The organism is Aquibacillus halophilus (assembly GCF_009649745.1).
Lineage (GTDB): Bacteria > Bacillota > Bacilli > Bacillales > Amphibacillaceae > Aquibacillus > Aquibacillus halophilus.
Map to the genome: position 1 here is coordinate 72,453 of NZ_WJNG01000004.1, position 17,527 is coordinate 89,979.

At 37.4% G+C, this 17,527-nt stretch carries 13 protein-coding genes; 10 read left to right on the forward strand and 3 right to left on the reverse strand.

What is annotated here, in order from left to right:
- Positions 1 to 25: 25 nt before the first annotated feature.
- Genes GH741_RS05810 through pyrE form a run of 8 tightly spaced genes read left to right on the forward strand, consistent with a single transcriptional unit; the run spans position 26 to position 9,485 of the window.
- Positions 26 to 958: an aspartate carbamoyltransferase catalytic subunit gene (locus GH741_RS05810; protein WP_153735846.1), complete on the forward strand. Its 933-nt coding sequence runs from the start codon at positions 26 to 28 to the stop codon at positions 956 to 958.
- Positions 915 to 2,216 carry a dihydroorotase gene (locus tag GH741_RS05815; RefSeq protein ID WP_153735847.1) on the forward strand — a complete coding sequence of 434 codons (1,302 nt, stop codon included), beginning with the start codon at positions 915 to 917 and terminating at the stop codon, positions 2,214 to 2,216. Before GH741_RS05810 ends, GH741_RS05815 begins: the two co-directional genes overlap by 44 nt.
- The gene (locus GH741_RS05820) at positions 2,191 to 3,306 is read left to right on the forward strand and encodes a carbamoyl phosphate synthase small subunit (protein ID WP_153735848.1); all 1,116 of its coding nucleotides are present in this window, start codon (positions 2,191 to 2,193) and stop codon (positions 3,304 to 3,306) included. The genes GH741_RS05815 and GH741_RS05820 overlap by 26 nt, the downstream gene beginning before the upstream one ends.
- Complete coding sequence (gene carB, locus GH741_RS05825) at positions 3,285 to 6,485, forward strand: carbamoyl-phosphate synthase large subunit (RefSeq protein WP_153735849.1); 3,201 nt, start codon at positions 3,285 to 3,287, stop codon at positions 6,483 to 6,485. Before GH741_RS05820 ends, carB begins: the two co-directional genes overlap by 22 nt.
- 11 nt (positions 6,486 to 6,496) lie before the next feature.
- The gene (locus GH741_RS05830) at positions 6,497 to 7,252 is read left to right on the forward strand and encodes a dihydroorotate dehydrogenase electron transfer subunit (protein ID WP_153735969.1); all 756 of its coding nucleotides are present in this window, start codon (positions 6,497 to 6,499) and stop codon (positions 7,250 to 7,252) included.
- A complete protein-coding gene (locus GH741_RS05835) occupies positions 7,252 to 8,187 on the forward strand; it encodes a dihydroorotate dehydrogenase (RefSeq protein WP_153735850.1) in 936 nt (311 codons plus the stop codon). Before GH741_RS05830 ends, GH741_RS05835 begins: the two co-directional genes overlap by 1 nt.
- Positions 8,159 to 8,872, forward strand: a complete 714-nt coding sequence (gene pyrF / locus GH741_RS05840) for an orotidine-5'-phosphate decarboxylase (protein ID WP_153735851.1) — start codon at positions 8,159 to 8,161, stop codon at positions 8,870 to 8,872. Before GH741_RS05835 ends, pyrF begins: the two co-directional genes overlap by 29 nt.
- The gene (gene pyrE, locus GH741_RS05845) at positions 8,859 to 9,485 is read left to right on the forward strand and encodes an orotate phosphoribosyltransferase (RefSeq protein WP_153735852.1); all 627 of its coding nucleotides are present in this window, start codon (positions 8,859 to 8,861) and stop codon (positions 9,483 to 9,485) included. Before pyrF ends, pyrE begins: the two co-directional genes overlap by 14 nt.
- A gap of 4 nt (positions 9,486 to 9,489) precedes the next feature.
- Here the strand turns inward: pyrE and GH741_RS05850 are convergent, their stop codons facing one another.
- Positions 9,490 to 9,651, reverse strand: coding sequence for a hypothetical protein (locus GH741_RS05850; RefSeq protein ID WP_170287572.1), 162 nt, complete (start codon positions 9,649 to 9,651; stop codon positions 9,490 to 9,492).
- 658 nt (positions 9,652 to 10,309) lie between these two features.
- On the opposite strand from GH741_RS05850, the gene GH741_RS05855 reads away from it, so the two are divergent.
- Complete coding sequence (locus GH741_RS05855) at positions 10,310 to 11,680, forward strand: aldehyde dehydrogenase (RefSeq protein WP_153735854.1); 1,371 nt, start codon at positions 10,310 to 10,312, stop codon at positions 11,678 to 11,680.
- Positions 11,681 to 11,726: 46 nt separating this feature from the next.
- Here GH741_RS05855 and GH741_RS05860 read toward each other — a convergent pair whose 3' ends face one another.
- Complete coding sequence (locus GH741_RS05860) at positions 11,727 to 12,743, reverse strand: NADH:flavin oxidoreductase/NADH oxidase (protein ID WP_153735855.1); 1,017 nt, start codon at positions 12,741 to 12,743, stop codon at positions 11,727 to 11,729.
- Positions 12,744 to 12,868: 125 nt separating this feature from the next.
- The gene (locus GH741_RS05865) at positions 12,869 to 14,584 is read right to left on the reverse strand and encodes an Rqc2 family fibronectin-binding protein (RefSeq protein WP_153735856.1); all 1,716 of its coding nucleotides are present in this window, start codon (positions 14,582 to 14,584) and stop codon (positions 12,869 to 12,871) included.
- Between the two features lie 255 nt (positions 14,585 to 14,839).
- On the opposite strand from GH741_RS05865, the gene GH741_RS05870 reads away from it, so the two are divergent.
- Entirely contained in the window at positions 14,840 to 17,488 is a 2,649-nt protein-coding gene (locus GH741_RS05870; RefSeq protein WP_338079261.1) for a calcium-translocating P-type ATPase, SERCA-type, read from the forward strand.
- Positions 17,489 to 17,527 lie beyond the last annotated feature (39 nt).

Genomic DNA, 17,527 nt, shown 5'->3' on the forward strand with positions numbered 1-17,527 from the left:
GTCCCTCAATATGAGGAGGAGCAGTATGAAACATTTTGTATCGATGAAAAATCTTTCAGAGCATGAAATTTTACAGCTTATTAAATTATCTGATGAATTTAATCAAAAAGAAATTAAGCCTTTCGAAAAGCAACTGTTTGCTGCAAATCTATTCTTTGAACCTAGCACAAGAACGAAAATGAGTTTTACTGTTGCACAGAGAAAGTTGGGTATAGAAGTTTTGGATTTTTCAACGGATAACTCTAGTGTGAAAAAAGGTGAAAGTATCTATGATACAGCAAGAACATTTGAGTCAATTGGAGCCTCGTTGTTAGTCGTAAGACACCCTGAAGATAATATTGTTCAGCAGTTATCCGAGCAATTATCGATACCAGTCATTAATGCAGGGGATGGCAAAGGTGAACATCCTACACAATGCTTACTAGATTTAATTACAATCCACCAAGAATTCCAAAAATTTAAGGGACTTAAGGTTGCGATTGTAGGTGACATCAAACATAGTCGGGTTGCACGATCAAATGCCTATGCGTTAACTACACTTGGGGCGGAGGTATCATTATCTTCTAAAACAGATTGGCAGGACGAGACGATGCCATTTCCTTATATCACAATAGATGAAGCTGTTGAACATGCCGATGTTATCATGCTACTAAGAATTCAACATGAGCGACACCAAGGGCAAACATTGATGACTGATGAACAGTACTTACAAAGCTATGGTCTAACTATTGAGCGAGAAAAACGAATGAAGCGCCATGCTATAATTATGCATCCAGCTCCAGTTAATAGAGGAGTAGAAATTGCCGATTCACTTGTCGAATGTGAACGTTCAAGGATATTCAAGCAAATGACTAATGGTGTCACAGCAAGGATGGCAGTTATGTATCGATTACTACAAGATGGAGGGATAAGCCATGCGAACGGTTTTAATCAACGCAGTGCAGTTAACAGCAGATAACAAACTAATACCTTGTGAGATTGCTATTAAAGAAGGTTTTATTGAAGAAATCGGAGAAAAATTATCCCGAACGGAAGATACAGTGATTGATTGTAATGGCAATTTAGTAACTCCTGGGTTCATCGATGTTCATGTTCATTTAAGAGAACCTGGTGGAGAAGCTAAAGAGACGATAGAAACAGGTACCAAAGCCGCTGCAAGAGGTGGATATACTACAGTCTGCTCGATGCCTAACACAAGACCGGTACCAGATAATGAAAAATCATTAAATGAAATTCTAAACAAAATTAAACAAACAGCACATATTCGTGTGATTCCATACGCTTCTATAACAGAAAGACTGTTAGGCGAAAATCTTACTAATATGGAAGAGTTGAAAAATGCCGGGGCATTCGCATTTACTGACGATGGTGTAGGTATTCAAACTGCTGATATGATGCTTCGAGCGATGCAACAGGCAGCGAATCTAAATATGGCAATTGTGGCACATTGTGAAGATAACTCACTCATTCATAAAGGAGTACTCCATTACGGGGCAACAAGTGAAAAGTTGAATGTACCAGGAATTCCTTCCATATGTGAGTCGGTTCAAATTGCTAGAGACGTGTTACTAGCAGAAGCTACAGGCTGCCACTATCATGTATGTCATGTTAGCACCAAGGAATCTGTTCGAGTAATTCGAGATGCTAAAAGAGCCGGAATTCATGTTACAGCAGAGGTTACACCTCATCATTTACTACTAAATGAAGAAGATATCAAAGACAATGATAGTAATTATAAAATGAATCCACCTCTACGATCGAGAGAAGACCAGCAGGCTTTAATCGAAGGTTTGCTAGATGGAACCATTGATTTCATTGCTACTGACCATGCGCCACATACTGAAGCTGAGAAACAACAAGGATTGTTACTAGCTCCTTTTGGAATCGTAGGATTTGAAACAGCCTTTTCCTTATTAAATACTTATCTGGTTCAAACAAGTAAAATTACACTAAAACAACTTATTGATTGGATGACAATTAAACCAGCTAAAGTGTTCAACTTGCCTTTTGGAGAAATAAAACAAGGTGCAGCTGCTGATTTAACGGTGATTGACTTAACCACCAAACACAAGATAGATAAACACAACTTTTACTCAAAAGGAAAAAACACTCCATTCCACGAATGGAAAGTAGAAGGATTACCTGTTAAAACAATCGTTGCAGGAAAAATCGTCTTTGAGGAGGCCAACTATGGAAAAGCGACAACTCGTACTTGAGGATGGCACGACATTTATTGGAACAGCATTTGGAAGTAAAGAGGCTAGTATTGGTGAGGTGGTTTTTAATACTGGGATGACTGGTTATCAAGAGATATTATCTGACCCATCGTACTGTGGACAGATTGTAACAATGACGTATCCACTAATTGGGAACTATGGCATTAATAGAGATGATTTTGAAACGATTACTCCTTCAATTCACGGATTGATTGTCAAAGAAGTCTGTAATCACCCATCTAATTTTCGTAATGAAGAAAGCTTGGATAGTTATTTAACTGCAAATAACATTCCTGGAATAGCAGGAATTGATACGAGAAAACTGACGAAAATTATAAGGAAACACGGCACAATGAAAGCGATGTTCACGTCTGTCGAACAATCTCCAGAAGAGGCAGTACTTACAATTGAACAGACTCCAATAATGCTAGATCAAGTACAAAAAGTCTCGACTGTAAAACCTTATGTTGTTCCTGGTCGTGGACATAGAATAGTTCTAGTAGATTTCGGGATGAAGCACGGAATACTACGAGAACTAACAAAAAGAAATTGCCATGTCACTGTTGTACCGTACCATTATAGTGCCGAAAATATTCTACGGTTAAAGCCAGATGGTGTCATGCTAACCAATGGACCAGGGAATCCCAAAAGTGTTCCTGAAGCAATTGAAATGATTACTAGTATCATAGAAAAGGTTCCAGTTTTTGGAATTTGTCTAGGACATCAGCTACTTGCCTTAGCATGTGGAGCAGATACGGAAAAAATGAAGTTTGGTCATAGAGGATCGAATCATCCAGTAAAAGATTTACTGTTGAACAAAACCTATATGACTTCACAGAATCACAGTTATGCTGTCAGATTAGACTCATTAACAAATACGAATCTCGAATTAACACAAATTGCTTTAAATGATAATACAGTTGAAGGAATACAACATTCGCTGTTCCCAGCGTTCTCTGTTCAGTACCATCCTGAAAGCTCTCCGGGGCCAGAGGATACAAACCATTTATTTGATGACTTTTTAACAAAGGTCAAAAACAATAAATCTATCATCAAGGAGGAAACTTCATGCCTAAGCGTAAAGATATAGATAAGATTCTTGTGATTGGTTCAGGTCCCATTGTCATAGGGCAAGCAGCAGAATTTGATTATTCAGGTACCCAAGCCTGTCAATCACTGAAAGAAGAAGGCTATACAGTTATCCTTGCGAACTCTAATCCAGCTACTATTATGACAGACCATACGATTGCAGATACTGTCTACATGGAGCCTCTAACCGTTGAATTTTTAATTAAAATTATTCGTAAGGAGCAACCGGATGCTATCTTACCAACACTTGGTGGACAAACCGGTCTAAATCTAGCAGTACAATTAGAAGCAACTGGTATTTTAGAAGAATATAATACGGAGTTGTTAGGTACCTCTTTAGATGCCATTCAACAGGCAGAAGATAGAGAAAAATTCAGAAATCTAATGAATGAATTAAATGAACCTGTACCAGATAGTGCGATTGTGACTACTGTAGAACAGGCTTGTGACTTTGCTAATGAAATAGGGTTCCCGTTAATCGTTCGTCCAGCATACACGCTAGGAGGAACAGGTGGAGGTATGTGTTATAGTGAGGTTGAATTAAGAGAAATCACACGTAATGGATTGTCTTTATCACCTGTAAACCAATGTCTAATTGAAAGAAATATAGCTGGCTTTAAAGAAATAGAGTATGAAGTTATGAGAGACAAAAATGATCAAGCTATCGTTGTTTGTAATATGGAAAATATTGACCCTGTTGGTATCCATACCGGTGATTCTATCGTTACTGCTCCATCACAGACACTAAGCGATAGAGAATACCAATTATTACGGAATGCTTCACTTAAAATTATTCGGGCATTAAAAATAGAAGGTGGTTGTAACGTACAGCTAGCCATTGATCCCAATAGTTTTCAATACTACATTATCGAGGTAAATCCTCGTGTTAGTCGATCTTCTGCGCTTGCTTCGAAGGCAACAGGTTATCCGATTGCAAAGATTGCAGCAAAAATTGCAGTTGGTATGACTTTAGATGAGATTATCAATCCAATTACAGGAACAACCTATGCATGTTATGAGCCAGCTTTAGATTACGTTGTAACTAAGCTACCACGTTTTCCTTTTGATAAATTTACAACTGGAAATCGTACACTTGGTACCCAAATGAAAGCAACTGGTGAAGTAATGGCAATTGGAAGAAACTTCGAAGAGTCTATTCTAAAAGGAATTCGTTCATTAGATATCAGCTCAGAGGATTATTGGTTAAAAAGTTTAATTGATTCTTCTATAGAGGAATTAAAAGCTAGATTAATCAAAGCAGATGATGAGCGGATTTATATCTTGGCCGAAGCTTTTCGCCGTGAGTTTACTATTGAAGATATTTTCGAATTAACCAAAATTGACCGATTTTTCCTAACCAAACTGAAGAATATTATAGATATGGAATTAGTATTACAAGCAAACTATGGATCGTTAGAAAGGCTATTAGAAGCTAAAAAAATGGGCTTTTCCGATACAACTGTTGCAAGATTGTGGAATATGAATGTGGATGAAGTTTATCAACTTAGAAAAGAAAATGGAATCCGCCCAGTTTATAAAATGGTAGATACGTGTGCAGCTGAGTTTGAATCAGAAACTCCTTATTTTTATAGCACATATGAGGAAGAAAATGAGTCGATTTCTTCTGATCGTAAAAAGGTGATTGTTCTTGGTTCAGGACCAATCCGTATTGGCCAGGGAATAGAGTTTGATTACGCCACCGTACACTCCGTCCTTGCCTTAAAAGAAGCGGGATATGAAGCAATTATTATGAACAATAATCCGGAAACAGTGTCAACGGACTTTAGTGTGTCTGATAAACTATACTTCGAACCATTGACGCTAGAAGATGTGATGCATGTTGTGGAATTAGAAAACCCACTAGGAGTAATTGTTCAGTTTGGTGGACAAACAGCTATTAATCTAGCCGATGGATTGGAACGTAGAGGAGTTAATATTCTTGGAACATCGCTTGAAGCTACGGATAAGGCTGAAGATCGTGATAAGTTTGAAAAATTACTAAGTGAATTAAATATATCACAGCCACAAGGCAAGAGTGTACGTCATTTAGATCAAGCAATCGAAGCTGCCAATCAGATTGGATATCCAGTTTTAGTTAGACCTTCTTATGTAATTGGCGGAAGTCAAATGGAGATTGTTTACAATGAAGATGAACTTTTTAATTATTTAAAGAAATCCAAGAAAATTGAGCATAAGCATCCAGTGTTAATAGACAAGTACCTAACTGGAATTGAAGTGGAAGTAGATGCAATCAGCGATGGAGAGACAACAATTATTCCAGGGATTATGGAGCATATTGAACGAGCAGGTGTCCACTCTGGTGATTCAATTGCAGTTTATCCTACTCAGCGAATTAGTCAGCAAGTAAAGAAAAAATGTGTCGATATTACACTGAAAATCGCGTCTAAACTTCAAGTAAAAGGATTAATAAACATTCAGTTTGTAGTCCATAAAGATGAAGTGTATGTTTTAGAGGTTAATCCAAGAGCAAGTAGAACCATTCCATTTTTAAGCAAGATTACCGGTGTGACAATGGCCAATCTTGCTACTAGGTGTATTATTGGTCAATCACTGAAAGACTTAGGTTATCAAGATGGTGTGTTACCAGAACCTGACAACGTATCTGTTAAAGTGCCCGTTTTTTCTTTTGAAAAATTGCGTAGTGTCGATACAATACTAGGACCTGAAATGAAGTCAACAGGAGAAGCAATTGGTCGTGATAAAACGTTGGAGAAGGCACTCTACAAAGGTTTACTTGCTTCAGGAATAGCAATCCCTATGGAGGGATCAGTATTGCTAACTGTTGCAGATAAAGATAAACAAGAGATGGCAGAGATTGCGAAAAGTTTCCACCAACTTGGCTTCCATCTATTTGCAACAAAAGGTACAGCTTTATACCTAGCTGAATATCAAATACCAGTTAAACAGGTAGGTAAAATTGGTTCTGAGGGTGAAAATGTCTTATCAATTATTGAAAATGGATCAGTACAGTTTGTCATTAACACGTTAACTTCAGGAAAACAACCACGCTCAGATGGTTTCAGAATTCGTCGAGAAGCTGTAGAACATGGAATTGCTTGTTTAACTAGTTTAGATACAGCCCAGGCCATCCTAAACGTCATCGATTCAACCACATTTACAGCAAGACCAGTAGTTGAAAAAAGGGCTGTTGTATTGTGATAAACAAACAAATGATGACGATAGTTAAAAAGGAACAAATCGCTAAAGATACAATTGAAATGCAGATTTGTGGTACTTCGATAGTAAGTTCAGCTGAACCAGGTCAATTTGTCCATATTAATGTTGGCGACGGTAACTCTAATTTATTAAGAAGACCGATATCAATTGCAGATGTGAACAAAGGCGAACAAATGATAACCATTATTTTTAAAGTAATTGGATCAGGTACAGATCAACTTAGTCGGTGTATCGTTGGTGAAGAACTCGATGTTCTTGTTCCATGTGGTAAGGGTTATCCAATTAAGAGTTTATCAATTACTAAAGCACTATTAATTGGAGGGGGCATTGGTGTGCCTCCGCTCTACTACCTTGCAAAACAATTACAGGAAAAAGGAGTAGAGGTTACTTCTATACTTGGTTTTCAAACAAAAGAAAATGTTTTCTATCAATCTGAATTTGAGCAATTTGGACCTTGTCACATTGTAACCGATGATGGAAGTTATGGGTTTAAAGGTTATGTTACGGATTTACTAGATAAAGAGAGCGTTGAATTTGATTATTTTTTTTCATGTGGACCAACCGGCATGCTAAAAGCGGTATCTAAGAGGTTAGAAAATCACAAAGGATATGTTTCGATTGAACAACGGATGGGATGCGGCATTGGTGCTTGCTACGCCTGTGTTGTTCCAACTTGCGATGAATCCAATGGATTTAAAAAAATCTGCAAGGACGGACCTGTATTCCGTGTGAATGAGGTGGTACTATAATGTCCCTTCAAACAACTCTACCTGGACTAAGTTTAAAAAATCCAATTATGCCTGCTTCTGGTTGTTTTGGATTTGGTCGGGAGTACAGTGAACTATTTGATTTAAATCAGTTAGGTGCAATTATTATTAAGGCTGCAACCAAAGAGGGAAGATATGGAAACCAGACTCCAAGAGTCGCCGAAACATCATCTGGAATGTTAAATGCTATCGGTCTGCAAAATCCAGGGGTAGATAAGATTATTGACAATGAATTGCCGTTTTTAGCTAATTATGATGTTCCGATTATCGCCAATGTTGCTGGAAGTAGTGTCGAAGAATATGTAGAAGTAACAAAGGCTTTCGCCCGAACATCAACCGTTAAAGCAATTGAATTGAATATATCCTGTCCAAATGTAAAAGAAGGCGGCATTCAGTTCGGAATGGATCCAGAACTTGCAAATGAAGTAACACGTCGAGTGAAGGAAGTAAGTCATGTACCAGTTTACGTGAAATTATCACCTAATGTGTCGAATATCGGAGCAATGGCCAAAGCAGTTGAAGCTGCCGGTGCTGATGGTTTAACAATGATAAACACATTGACTGGTATGCAAATAAATTTATCAGCTAAAAGACCTCTACTTGCTAATAAAACTGGTGGATTATCTGGACCAGCTATTAAACCAATAGCTGTGCGAATGATCTATGAGGTAAGGCAGCAAGTTTCTATTCCAATCATTGGTATGGGTGGAATAATGACTGCTGAAGATGTCTTAGAATTTCTGCTTGCAGGAGCAAATGCCGTTGCAATTGGAACGGCAAACTTTAATAATCCAATGATTTGTCCAGAAATAATTAAGGCTTTGCCATCGGTTTTGAACAAATATGGATTTGAATCTGTTGAAGACGCAATTGGAAAGGGGCATGAAAATGAACACACCGATCTATCTCGCACTTGATTTTCCAACATGGAAGGAGAGTAGCGCGTTTATTGACGCCCACCAATTACGAGGAGTTCCCGTTAAAGTAGGAATGGAACTTTTTTACCGGGAAGGACCCGCGGTAATCGAACGATTAAAAGAAAACAACCATCCGATTTTCCTGGATTTAAAACTTCATGATATTCCAACAACAGTGAATAAAGCAATGAAAAATCTAGCAAAACTAGGTGTGGATGTAGTCAATGTACATTCATTAGGTGGTAGTGAAATGATTCAGGCTGCCAAAGAGGGCCTTGTTGAAGGTGCATCAGATTCTCAAGCGCCACTACTGCTGGCTGTTACGTTGCTAACCTCAATGGATGAGGTTACACTTCAACAGGAACTACATGTGAATGATACAGTTAATTCAACGGTTAGCCATCTTGCAAAGTTAGCAAACAGCAGTGGAGCAGATGGGGTTGTTTGTTCAGCGCATGAAGCAGCTAGAATAAAGGAGACTTGCGATTTGGGTTTCTTAACGGTTACACCTGGTATTCGTTTATCAGATTCGTCTAATAATGATCAGAAACGTATCGCGACACCTGAATTCGCTAGACAAAACGGTGTAGATGCAATCGTAATCGGTAGAAGTATCACTCAAGCAAAAGAACCAAAAAAAGCTTATCAACAAGCATTAAAGGAGTGGGGATATGTCAAAGAGTAAACAAATAGCGAAAGATCTGTATCAAATTGAAGCGATTCAGATAAAGCCTGATCGTTCATTTACTTGGACTTCAGGAATTAAGTCCCCAATCTATTGTGATAACCGTTTATCCCTTTCCTATCCAGCAGTTAGAGACAGAATTGCCGCAGCTTTTGTTGAAATTATTGAAGTAATGGAAGATAAACCTGATGTAATTGCTGGTTGTGCAACGGCTGGAATTCCACATGCGGCCTGGGTTGCTCAAAAGCTGAACTTACCTATGGTGTATGTTAGAGATAAACCAAAAGCACATGGTAAGGGAAATCAAATTGAAGGTAAGGTAACCGAAGGTCAGAAGGTAATTATTATCGAAGATTTGATATCTACTGGAGGTTCTTCGATAAATTCTGCCTTAGCTTTGCGTGAAGTGGGTGCTGAGGTGCTTAGTGTTCTTGCTATTTTTAGCTATGGCATCAAGCAGGCAAATGAAAACTTTACGAATAACAATCTTAGCGTGACCACTATTACTGACTTTGATGTTTTGCTTAAAGAATTAATTGGCTTAGAAAGATTAACAACCAATGAAGAAGCTGATTTGCTTGAGTGGAGAGATAATTTATTTGCAAAACTTTAGGCTGTTATATTGTTGATTTGACAGAATTTCTATAAACTTTGTCGTAACTAAAATGTTGATTTGCGCTCCGGGCAGCCGCTTTCCGCGGGCAACGCTTCAACTTCCTCGGAAGAAAATCACTTCCTGTGGGATTTTCAACTGTTGGGACTGCGATTACTCGTCCCATCGAAAACATTTGCTTTTCCCGCAGGACAAGGAAGGCTTCGGCAGCATTGCATCGCACGAAGAAAATTGAACTTTATTTTCGAGGAGTCGACTGCCCTTCGCTCCAATCAACCATTATATAAGATTAAATAGCTGTTGTTTGGTTTAATGAAGTTATCAAACACTACTAGCATTAGAAATACATGAAGATTCCAAAAAAAAAATTGTCCAATAAAGTTTTCTAATTGATAAATAGTTTTATGTTCATGATTAAAAAATTTCTTGGAGTTTTTCTCATCTGAACAAAAAGCTATTTAAAGCTTCGGAAAAATGCGACACTCCTATGGGAAAGGAACAGTCTGAAGACCCCGCAACGAGCGGTTTTTCTCGTGAGGAGGCTGAAGCGTTCCCCATGGAAAGGGAGTGTTTTTCCGAAGCGATGGATGATCACTCATCCTATACAGGATGGGGGTAAGTCACGACAAAGTTACGACGTTTTTTACATCAAGTACGTCGAACTTAAAAACAACAAACCTTGATGAACAAACTCAAACTTTAAAAAAATATGGTTTTTCAATCATGTGGATCCATTTGGTTCACATGATTTTTTTATTACTGCTATACTTAAAGTTAAATACTTCCCAGTCTCTACATTAAATCTATATAAGAATGGGGTTAAAATGAGTACTTATAGCAGAATGTTAAATAAGCAAAAAGATTTTTTTTACACTGCCAAGACTAAATCTATATCGTTTCGAATAGATGCACTAGAGAATTTAAAACAAGCAATTAAAAAAAATGAAGATCTATTAATGTCAGCACTGAAAGCTGATTTGAATAAATCTGCTTTTGATACCTATACAACTGAAATTGGAATATTATATGAAGAAATCAAATTTAATAAGCGCCATCTTAATGATTGGAGTAAGCCTAAAAAAGTAAAGACACCGATAACTCATACCGGTTCAAGGAGTTTCATCTATTCCGAACCATATGGATCGGCTTTAGTTATCGCTCCGTGGAACTATCCGTTCCAGTTAGCTATTGCACCTATCATTGGTGCAATAGCAGCAGGTAATTGTGTGGTATTAAAGCCGTCAGAGCTTACGCCAACGACTTCAGGGGTATTAAGAAAACTCATCTCTGAAACTTTTCCAGAGGAATATATATGTGTAGTTGAAGGTGGGGTAGAAACTAGCCAAGCGTTATTAACAGAGCCGTTCGATTACATATTTTTCACTGGAAGTATAGCAGTTGGCAAGGTTGTAATGGAGGCAGCCGCTAAGAATCTCATCCCCGTCACATTGGAATTAGGAGGCAAAAGTCCAACTATTGTCCATGAGGACGCACATCTAAAATTAGCTGCTAAACGAATAGCATGGGGTAAATTCACCAATGCAGGCCAAACATGTGTAGCTCCAGATTACCTATATGTCCATCGTCAAGTTAAGCAACAATTTTTAAATGAACTACAGCATGCAATAATTGAATTATATGGGGAACACCCGCTTACTAACGATGACTACACACACATTGTCAGTGAGAAACATTTTGACAGGTTAACCTCTTTATTAAATGTTGAAAATCAATGGTATGGTGGAAAAGTTGATAAAGACAACCTAGTCATTGAGCCTACTGTTTTGATAGATATCAACTGGTCCGACAAAATAATGGAAGATGAAATATTTGGTCCAATTTTGCCTATCATTGACTATGAAGAACTAACAGATGTAATAAACGAAGTAAATAGTCAGCCGAAACCACTAGCTCTATACTTGTTTTCTGAAAGCAATGATGTTCAGGAAACTGTCTTAAAAAACATTTCATTTGGTGGTGGATGTATTAATGATACAATCTATCATCTTAGTTCTCCACACTTGCCATTTGGTGGTGTAGGCTCTAGTGGAATGGGATCATATCATGGGAAATCAGGTTTTGACACATTCTCGCACAAGAAAAGTATTATGAAACAAACGACAAAGTTTGATATTCCACTAAGATATCCGAATGTTAAAAATGGTTTGAAGAAAATTAAAATGTTCTTAAAATGAGAAAAAATGTGAACATAAGGCTTAAAGACCTTATGTTCACATTTTTTTAAATACTATAACCAGCATCAAGTTGCCTTGGTGTGAGTCGTTTTCCTCCCAATGTCAATGCGGCTTCATTTGCCCAAAAAGGATTTCTCAGCATACCTCTTCCAACAGCAACTAGATCGGCTTTTTGATCATGAATGACTTGATTACTAAAATCTGCATCGTCCATTCTACCGACAGCAATAGTTGGAACACCAAGTGCATCTTTGAGTGCTTTAGCATAATTTACTTGATATCCAAGGCCAGTTGAAGATGGACCATTTGTGCTTTCTCCTCCAGAAGAAACATCAAATATATCCACGCCAGCTTCTTTGTAGCGCTTTGCTATATCAATCGCATAATCTAAGTCATAACCATCTTGATCGTATTCAACGGCGGAAATTCTCATGATCAAGGGCATATCCTCTGGTATAACTTTTCTTGCTGCTTTTATGATCTCTACACCGAAAAGACTTTTGTCTTGTCCGTACTTATCTGTTCGTTTATTAGTTAGTGGGGACTGAAATTGGTGAATTAAGTAACCATGTGCACCATGTAGTTCAATTGTATCGACACCCGCTTTTATAGCCCGTTCAAAGGCCATTTCAAATTTAGTTACTAGTTTTTCAACTTCCACTGTAGTCATTTCTCGAGGTGTTTTATACTTATCTGAAAAAGCAATGGCTGAACTAGAAACAGGTTGTTCTGCATCTTCTGCTTTTCTCCCGGCATGAGCAATTTGGATACCTACCTTTGCACCATAACTATGGCAACTATCAATAATTTTTTTAAAGGCAGGTATATGGTCATCGGACCAAATTCCTAAGTCATAATCAGAAATTCTTCCGTCTGGTTCTACATCTGTCATTTCCATTAATATTAATCCAGTACCACCTATTGCTCGACTTGTATAGTGGATGAAATGCCAATCATTTGGTATTCCATCTTTTGCTTTAACTGAATACTGACACATGGGTGACATAACAATTCGATTTTTAAGAGTTAAACCTTTTAATTCAAAAGTATCTAGTAAGTCCATATTAATTTCCCTTTCTAAACTATGGTAGTAGTGTTAGTTTTTACCTTAACGCTCAAAATATTATAGATAAGTAAATAAAGAATCAAGTAAACTGGCTTAGCCAATTACTTGATTCTTCCAAAAGATTACTTTGTTTTTCTTTTTAACTTTTCTACTGTATCTATTTCTGGTGTTACAAATAGAGTTTTTTGATTATCGTAGGTTACGTACCCGGGCTTTGCACCGTTAGGTTTTTTGACATGACGAATTAACGTATAATCCACTGGAACTGAAGCAGATTGTTTTGATTTACTAAAGCTTGCTGCCAATTGAGCAGCTTCAAATAGTGTTTCCTCGCTTGGATTTCTATCCCTAATTACAACGTGTGAGCCAGGGATATCCTTTGTGTGTAACCAAATATCATCCCTAGCAGCTATACGTGTCGTTAAATATTCGTTCTGCTTATTGTTCTTACCAACTAGGATTAATGTGCCGTCACTGGCAAAAAACTGTTCTGGTTCAGGTTTGCTTGGTTTTTTATTTTTTTTCTTTTGCTTGGATTTTGCTTTGAGGTATCCTTCTTCTCTTAGCTCTTCTCTAATTTCTTCTATATCCTGTACTCTCGCCCCGTCTATTTGCTGGATTAATTCATCTAGATAGTTGATTTCTCTTTCTGCTTTTGAAATCTCTTGAACAACCATTTGTTTAGACTTCTTTAGTTTTTGATAGGTTTTAAAATAGGATTGAGCATTCTCGCTAGGTGATTTATTAGGATTTAATTCAATTGTTATTTCGTTTTGCTCAGGGTCGTAATAATCAATGACAGATACGGATTTATCTCCAAGCTTCAATACATGCATATTAGCGGTTAATAGTTCACCAAAACGCTGGTAGCTTTCAGCTTTTTCAGCTTTAGTAAAAGTCTGTTTGAGTTTTTTAATCTTGCGAACGTTCTTATCCCGTTCGTTTTTTAGAAACCTTATCAAATCGCCTGCCTGTTGTTTTACCCGATCTCTTTCCGCTTTGCCAGAGTAAAACTGGTCCAACAACATGCTTATTGATGAAAAACCTTCTTTATCACCAGCAACTGATGAAAGAGATAAAACATAAAAGTCTTGCTTTTCTCCTTTTATAAGCTCTGGTTGATAGTCGTGGTTTAAGAGAGTTGACTGGATATTGGAAAAAACCTTTTTATACACTTCATACGACCCTAAGTTAGCTCGGTGTACTATTTCTTTTGCAATTAGTGGAGAGAATCCCATAAATATACCGACTAATTGCTTATCAAGTTGTCCAGCATTAAAATCTAGTTTCTTAATAAATGTATCCTCATCAACTGTTAATGGATTTGTTTTTCCTTGATCTGGCGGAAGTTTATACCCTTGTCCAGGCATAATCGTACGAAATCTATTTTGAGTTGGTGGAACATGTTTAATGCTATCAAGAATATGTCCTTTTTCTTTGTCAATTAGAAGAATATTACTATGTTTACCCATTACTTCTATAATCAAGGTCTTCTTTGTTTCATCGCCGATCTCATTTGTTCCTCTTGTATGAATAAATATAATTCGCTCATTTTCATGTTGTTCTATATTCTCGATAAACCCACCTACTAGGTGCTTTCTTAACAACATACAAAACATAGATGGCTCTTTAGGATTTTGGTAGCTATCAGTTGTTAGGTGAAAGCGTGCATAGCTAGGGTGGGCAGATAAAAGTAATGACTTATTTTCCCCTTGGCTTCTTATCGTTAGTATTAATTCGGATTCTGTTGGTTGATAGATTTTTATCAATCGACCAGAGACTAGTTCGTTATTCAATTCATGTGTCATTGCTCGGGTTACTATTCCATCAAACGCCATTTTATCACCTCGTTACAAATTAAAGCAGAATGGGCTTGCTATGTAAAATGAATAAGATTGATTATAGTAACATACATTTCTATCACAAGTAAAAGTTTTATCTAGGTTGAAGTTTACAGTTATAGACTACTATAGAATACAATTTTATCGTATTTCCTTTAGCTCGCCCATGTAGCTAGATTATAATTATAGCATTTTTTTGGACAAGCCTGAATACATATACAAGTGACTGACTTGTACATGGAGGTATGCTATGTGAAATGGTATAAATTAGATACAGATGAATTAAAACAGCAGCTGGGTGTAGATGATAATAAAGGATTATCTTCAAATGACGCAGCAAGTCGCTTAAAGAAATTCGGGGCAAATGTACTCGACGATGGAAAGAAGACTTCATTATTGCTTATATTTTTAAAGCAATTTCAAGATTTTATGGTGCTTGTTTTACTTGCAGCAACACTCATTTCAGGCTTGCTTGGTGAATATGTTGATGCGGTTGCCATTATGGTTATCGTATTAATAAATGGATTAATTGGTTTTTTTCAGGAACAAAAAGCTGAAAAGTCATTGGCTAAGTTAAAAGAGTTATCAGCACCAATGGCAAATACCTTACGAGATGGCAAATGGATTAAAATACCCTCGAGTGATTTAGTGATAGGGGACATAATTAAACTTACCAGCGGAGATCGGGCATCTGCTGATGTTCGTATCACTAAATCTAAGAGCCTAGAGATGGAAGAGTCAGCACTTACAGGGGAGTCACTTCCTATTGCGAAACATGATTATCCAATTAAACAGGATAATTTAGAACCAGCTGATCAAAAAAACATGGCATTTATGGGTACCCTAGCTACTAGGGGTAGTGGAGTTGGAATTGTTGTTGGGACAGGTATGAAGACGGCAATGGGGCAAATTGCTGATTTGCTTGTCAAAACGGAACAGGTTGTCACACCGTTAGAAAGAAAACTAGCTGAGCTTGGTAAAATCCTTATACTAGTGGCTTTAGTATTAACAGCATTTGTTGTATTTGTTGGAGTCTATCAAGGACAACCAATGTATGACATGTTCTTGGCTGGAGTATCACTAGCAGTGGCCGCAATACCTGAGGGATTACCTGCTATCGTAACAGTCGCCCTGTCTCTTGGTGTTCAACGTATGATCAAGAAAAAAGCAATTGTCAGAAAACTCTCTGCGGTGGAAACGTTAGGAAGTGCCTCAGTTATTTGCTCAGATAAAACAGGCACAATGACAGAAAATCAAATGACTGTAAAAGAAATTTATTTAAATCAAGAAACTGTATATGTTTCAGGTGAGGGATATGATACGAAAGGCTCTTTTTCTAAAAAAGATTCAGGGACAGAGGATTCAAGTTTAGATAGTTTACTGCTTTATGGAGCGTTATGTAACCATGCTATTTTAAACAAAAAGAAAGGAAAATGGCTCATTGATGGGGATCCAACAGAAGGAGCTTTATTAGTAGCTGCTAGAAAAGCGAATATTACTCTTGAAGATACTGAAAAATTTCGTATTGTCCATGAGATTCCGTTTGATTCGGATAGGAAGAGGATGACGGTAGTAGTAGAGGATGAAGATAATAATCGTTTTGTAATTACAAAGGGTGCTCCCGACGTACTACTACCAAGAGCGAATTACATTTCAGATCATGGAAACAGAAGACCATTACGTGCGAAGGATCAAAATCAAATTAATCATGCGATTGAAAATATGGCTGAAAAAGCACTAAGAACAATTGCAATTTGTGTAAAAGCTATTTCACCTAATCAGAAGCTTGATGATTTATCCTTAGAAAAAGACCTTACTTTTATTGGACTTAGTGGAATGATAGATCCACCTAGGAGAGAAGTAAAGGATGCGATTAAAGAGTGTCATAGTGCAGGAATTAAAACGGTTATGATTACAGGGGATCACGCTAAAACAGCACACGCGATTGCAAAGCAACTTGACTTGATTCCTACCCATGGAAAAGTACTCGAAGGATACCAGGTTAGTCACATGACAGAGGAACAGTTGAGCGACATAATTGAAGATGTATATGTTTTTGCAAGGGTGACACCAGAGCACAAATTAAAGATTGTAAAAGCATTTCAAAACCGAGGTCATGTGGTAGCGATGACTGGTGACGGTGTCAATGATGCCCCAGCTATAAAAGCGAGTGACATTGGAATAAGTATGGGACATAGCGGTACGGATGTTGCTAAAGAAGCATCTGCTTTAGTTTTACTAGATGATAACTTTGCTACTATTAAATCTGCGATTAAAGAAGGCAGAAACATATATGAAAATATCCGAAAGTTTATAAGGTATTTACTAGCATCGAATGTTGGTGAAATACTAGTTATGTTATTCGCGATGTTGCTTGGATTACCACTCCCTCTTGTTCCAGTCCAAATATTGTGGGTCAATTTGGTGACTGACGGATTACCTGCTATGGCACTTGGACTCGATCAAGCTGAAGATGACGTAATGAAAAGAAATCCAAGGAACCCCAAAGAAGGAGTATTTGCTAGGGGGTTAGGGTTTAAAATAATCAGTAGAGGAATAATGATTGGTATAGTCACTTTGATTGCCTTTATAACAACCTATCAAGGCAATCCAGAGCACTTAAGGTATGCGCAAACAGTTGCTTTCACTACCTTAGTTATGACCCAGCTCATTCACGTATTTGATTGCCGAAGTGAACGTTCAGTATTTGCAAGGAATCCATTTCAAAACCTTTACCTCGTCGCTGCAGTAATATCATCTTTACTTTTATTGTTGGTCGTACTGTACTTTGAACCACTACAAGACATTTTCCATACGATGGACTTAGGACTAAGAGATTGGATATTTGTACTAGCACTTAGCTCAATTCCAACTGTGTTGTTTGGATTTACAAAAAAATAAGTTTAAAATAAACCCTGTTATAGTTAACAGGGTTTATTT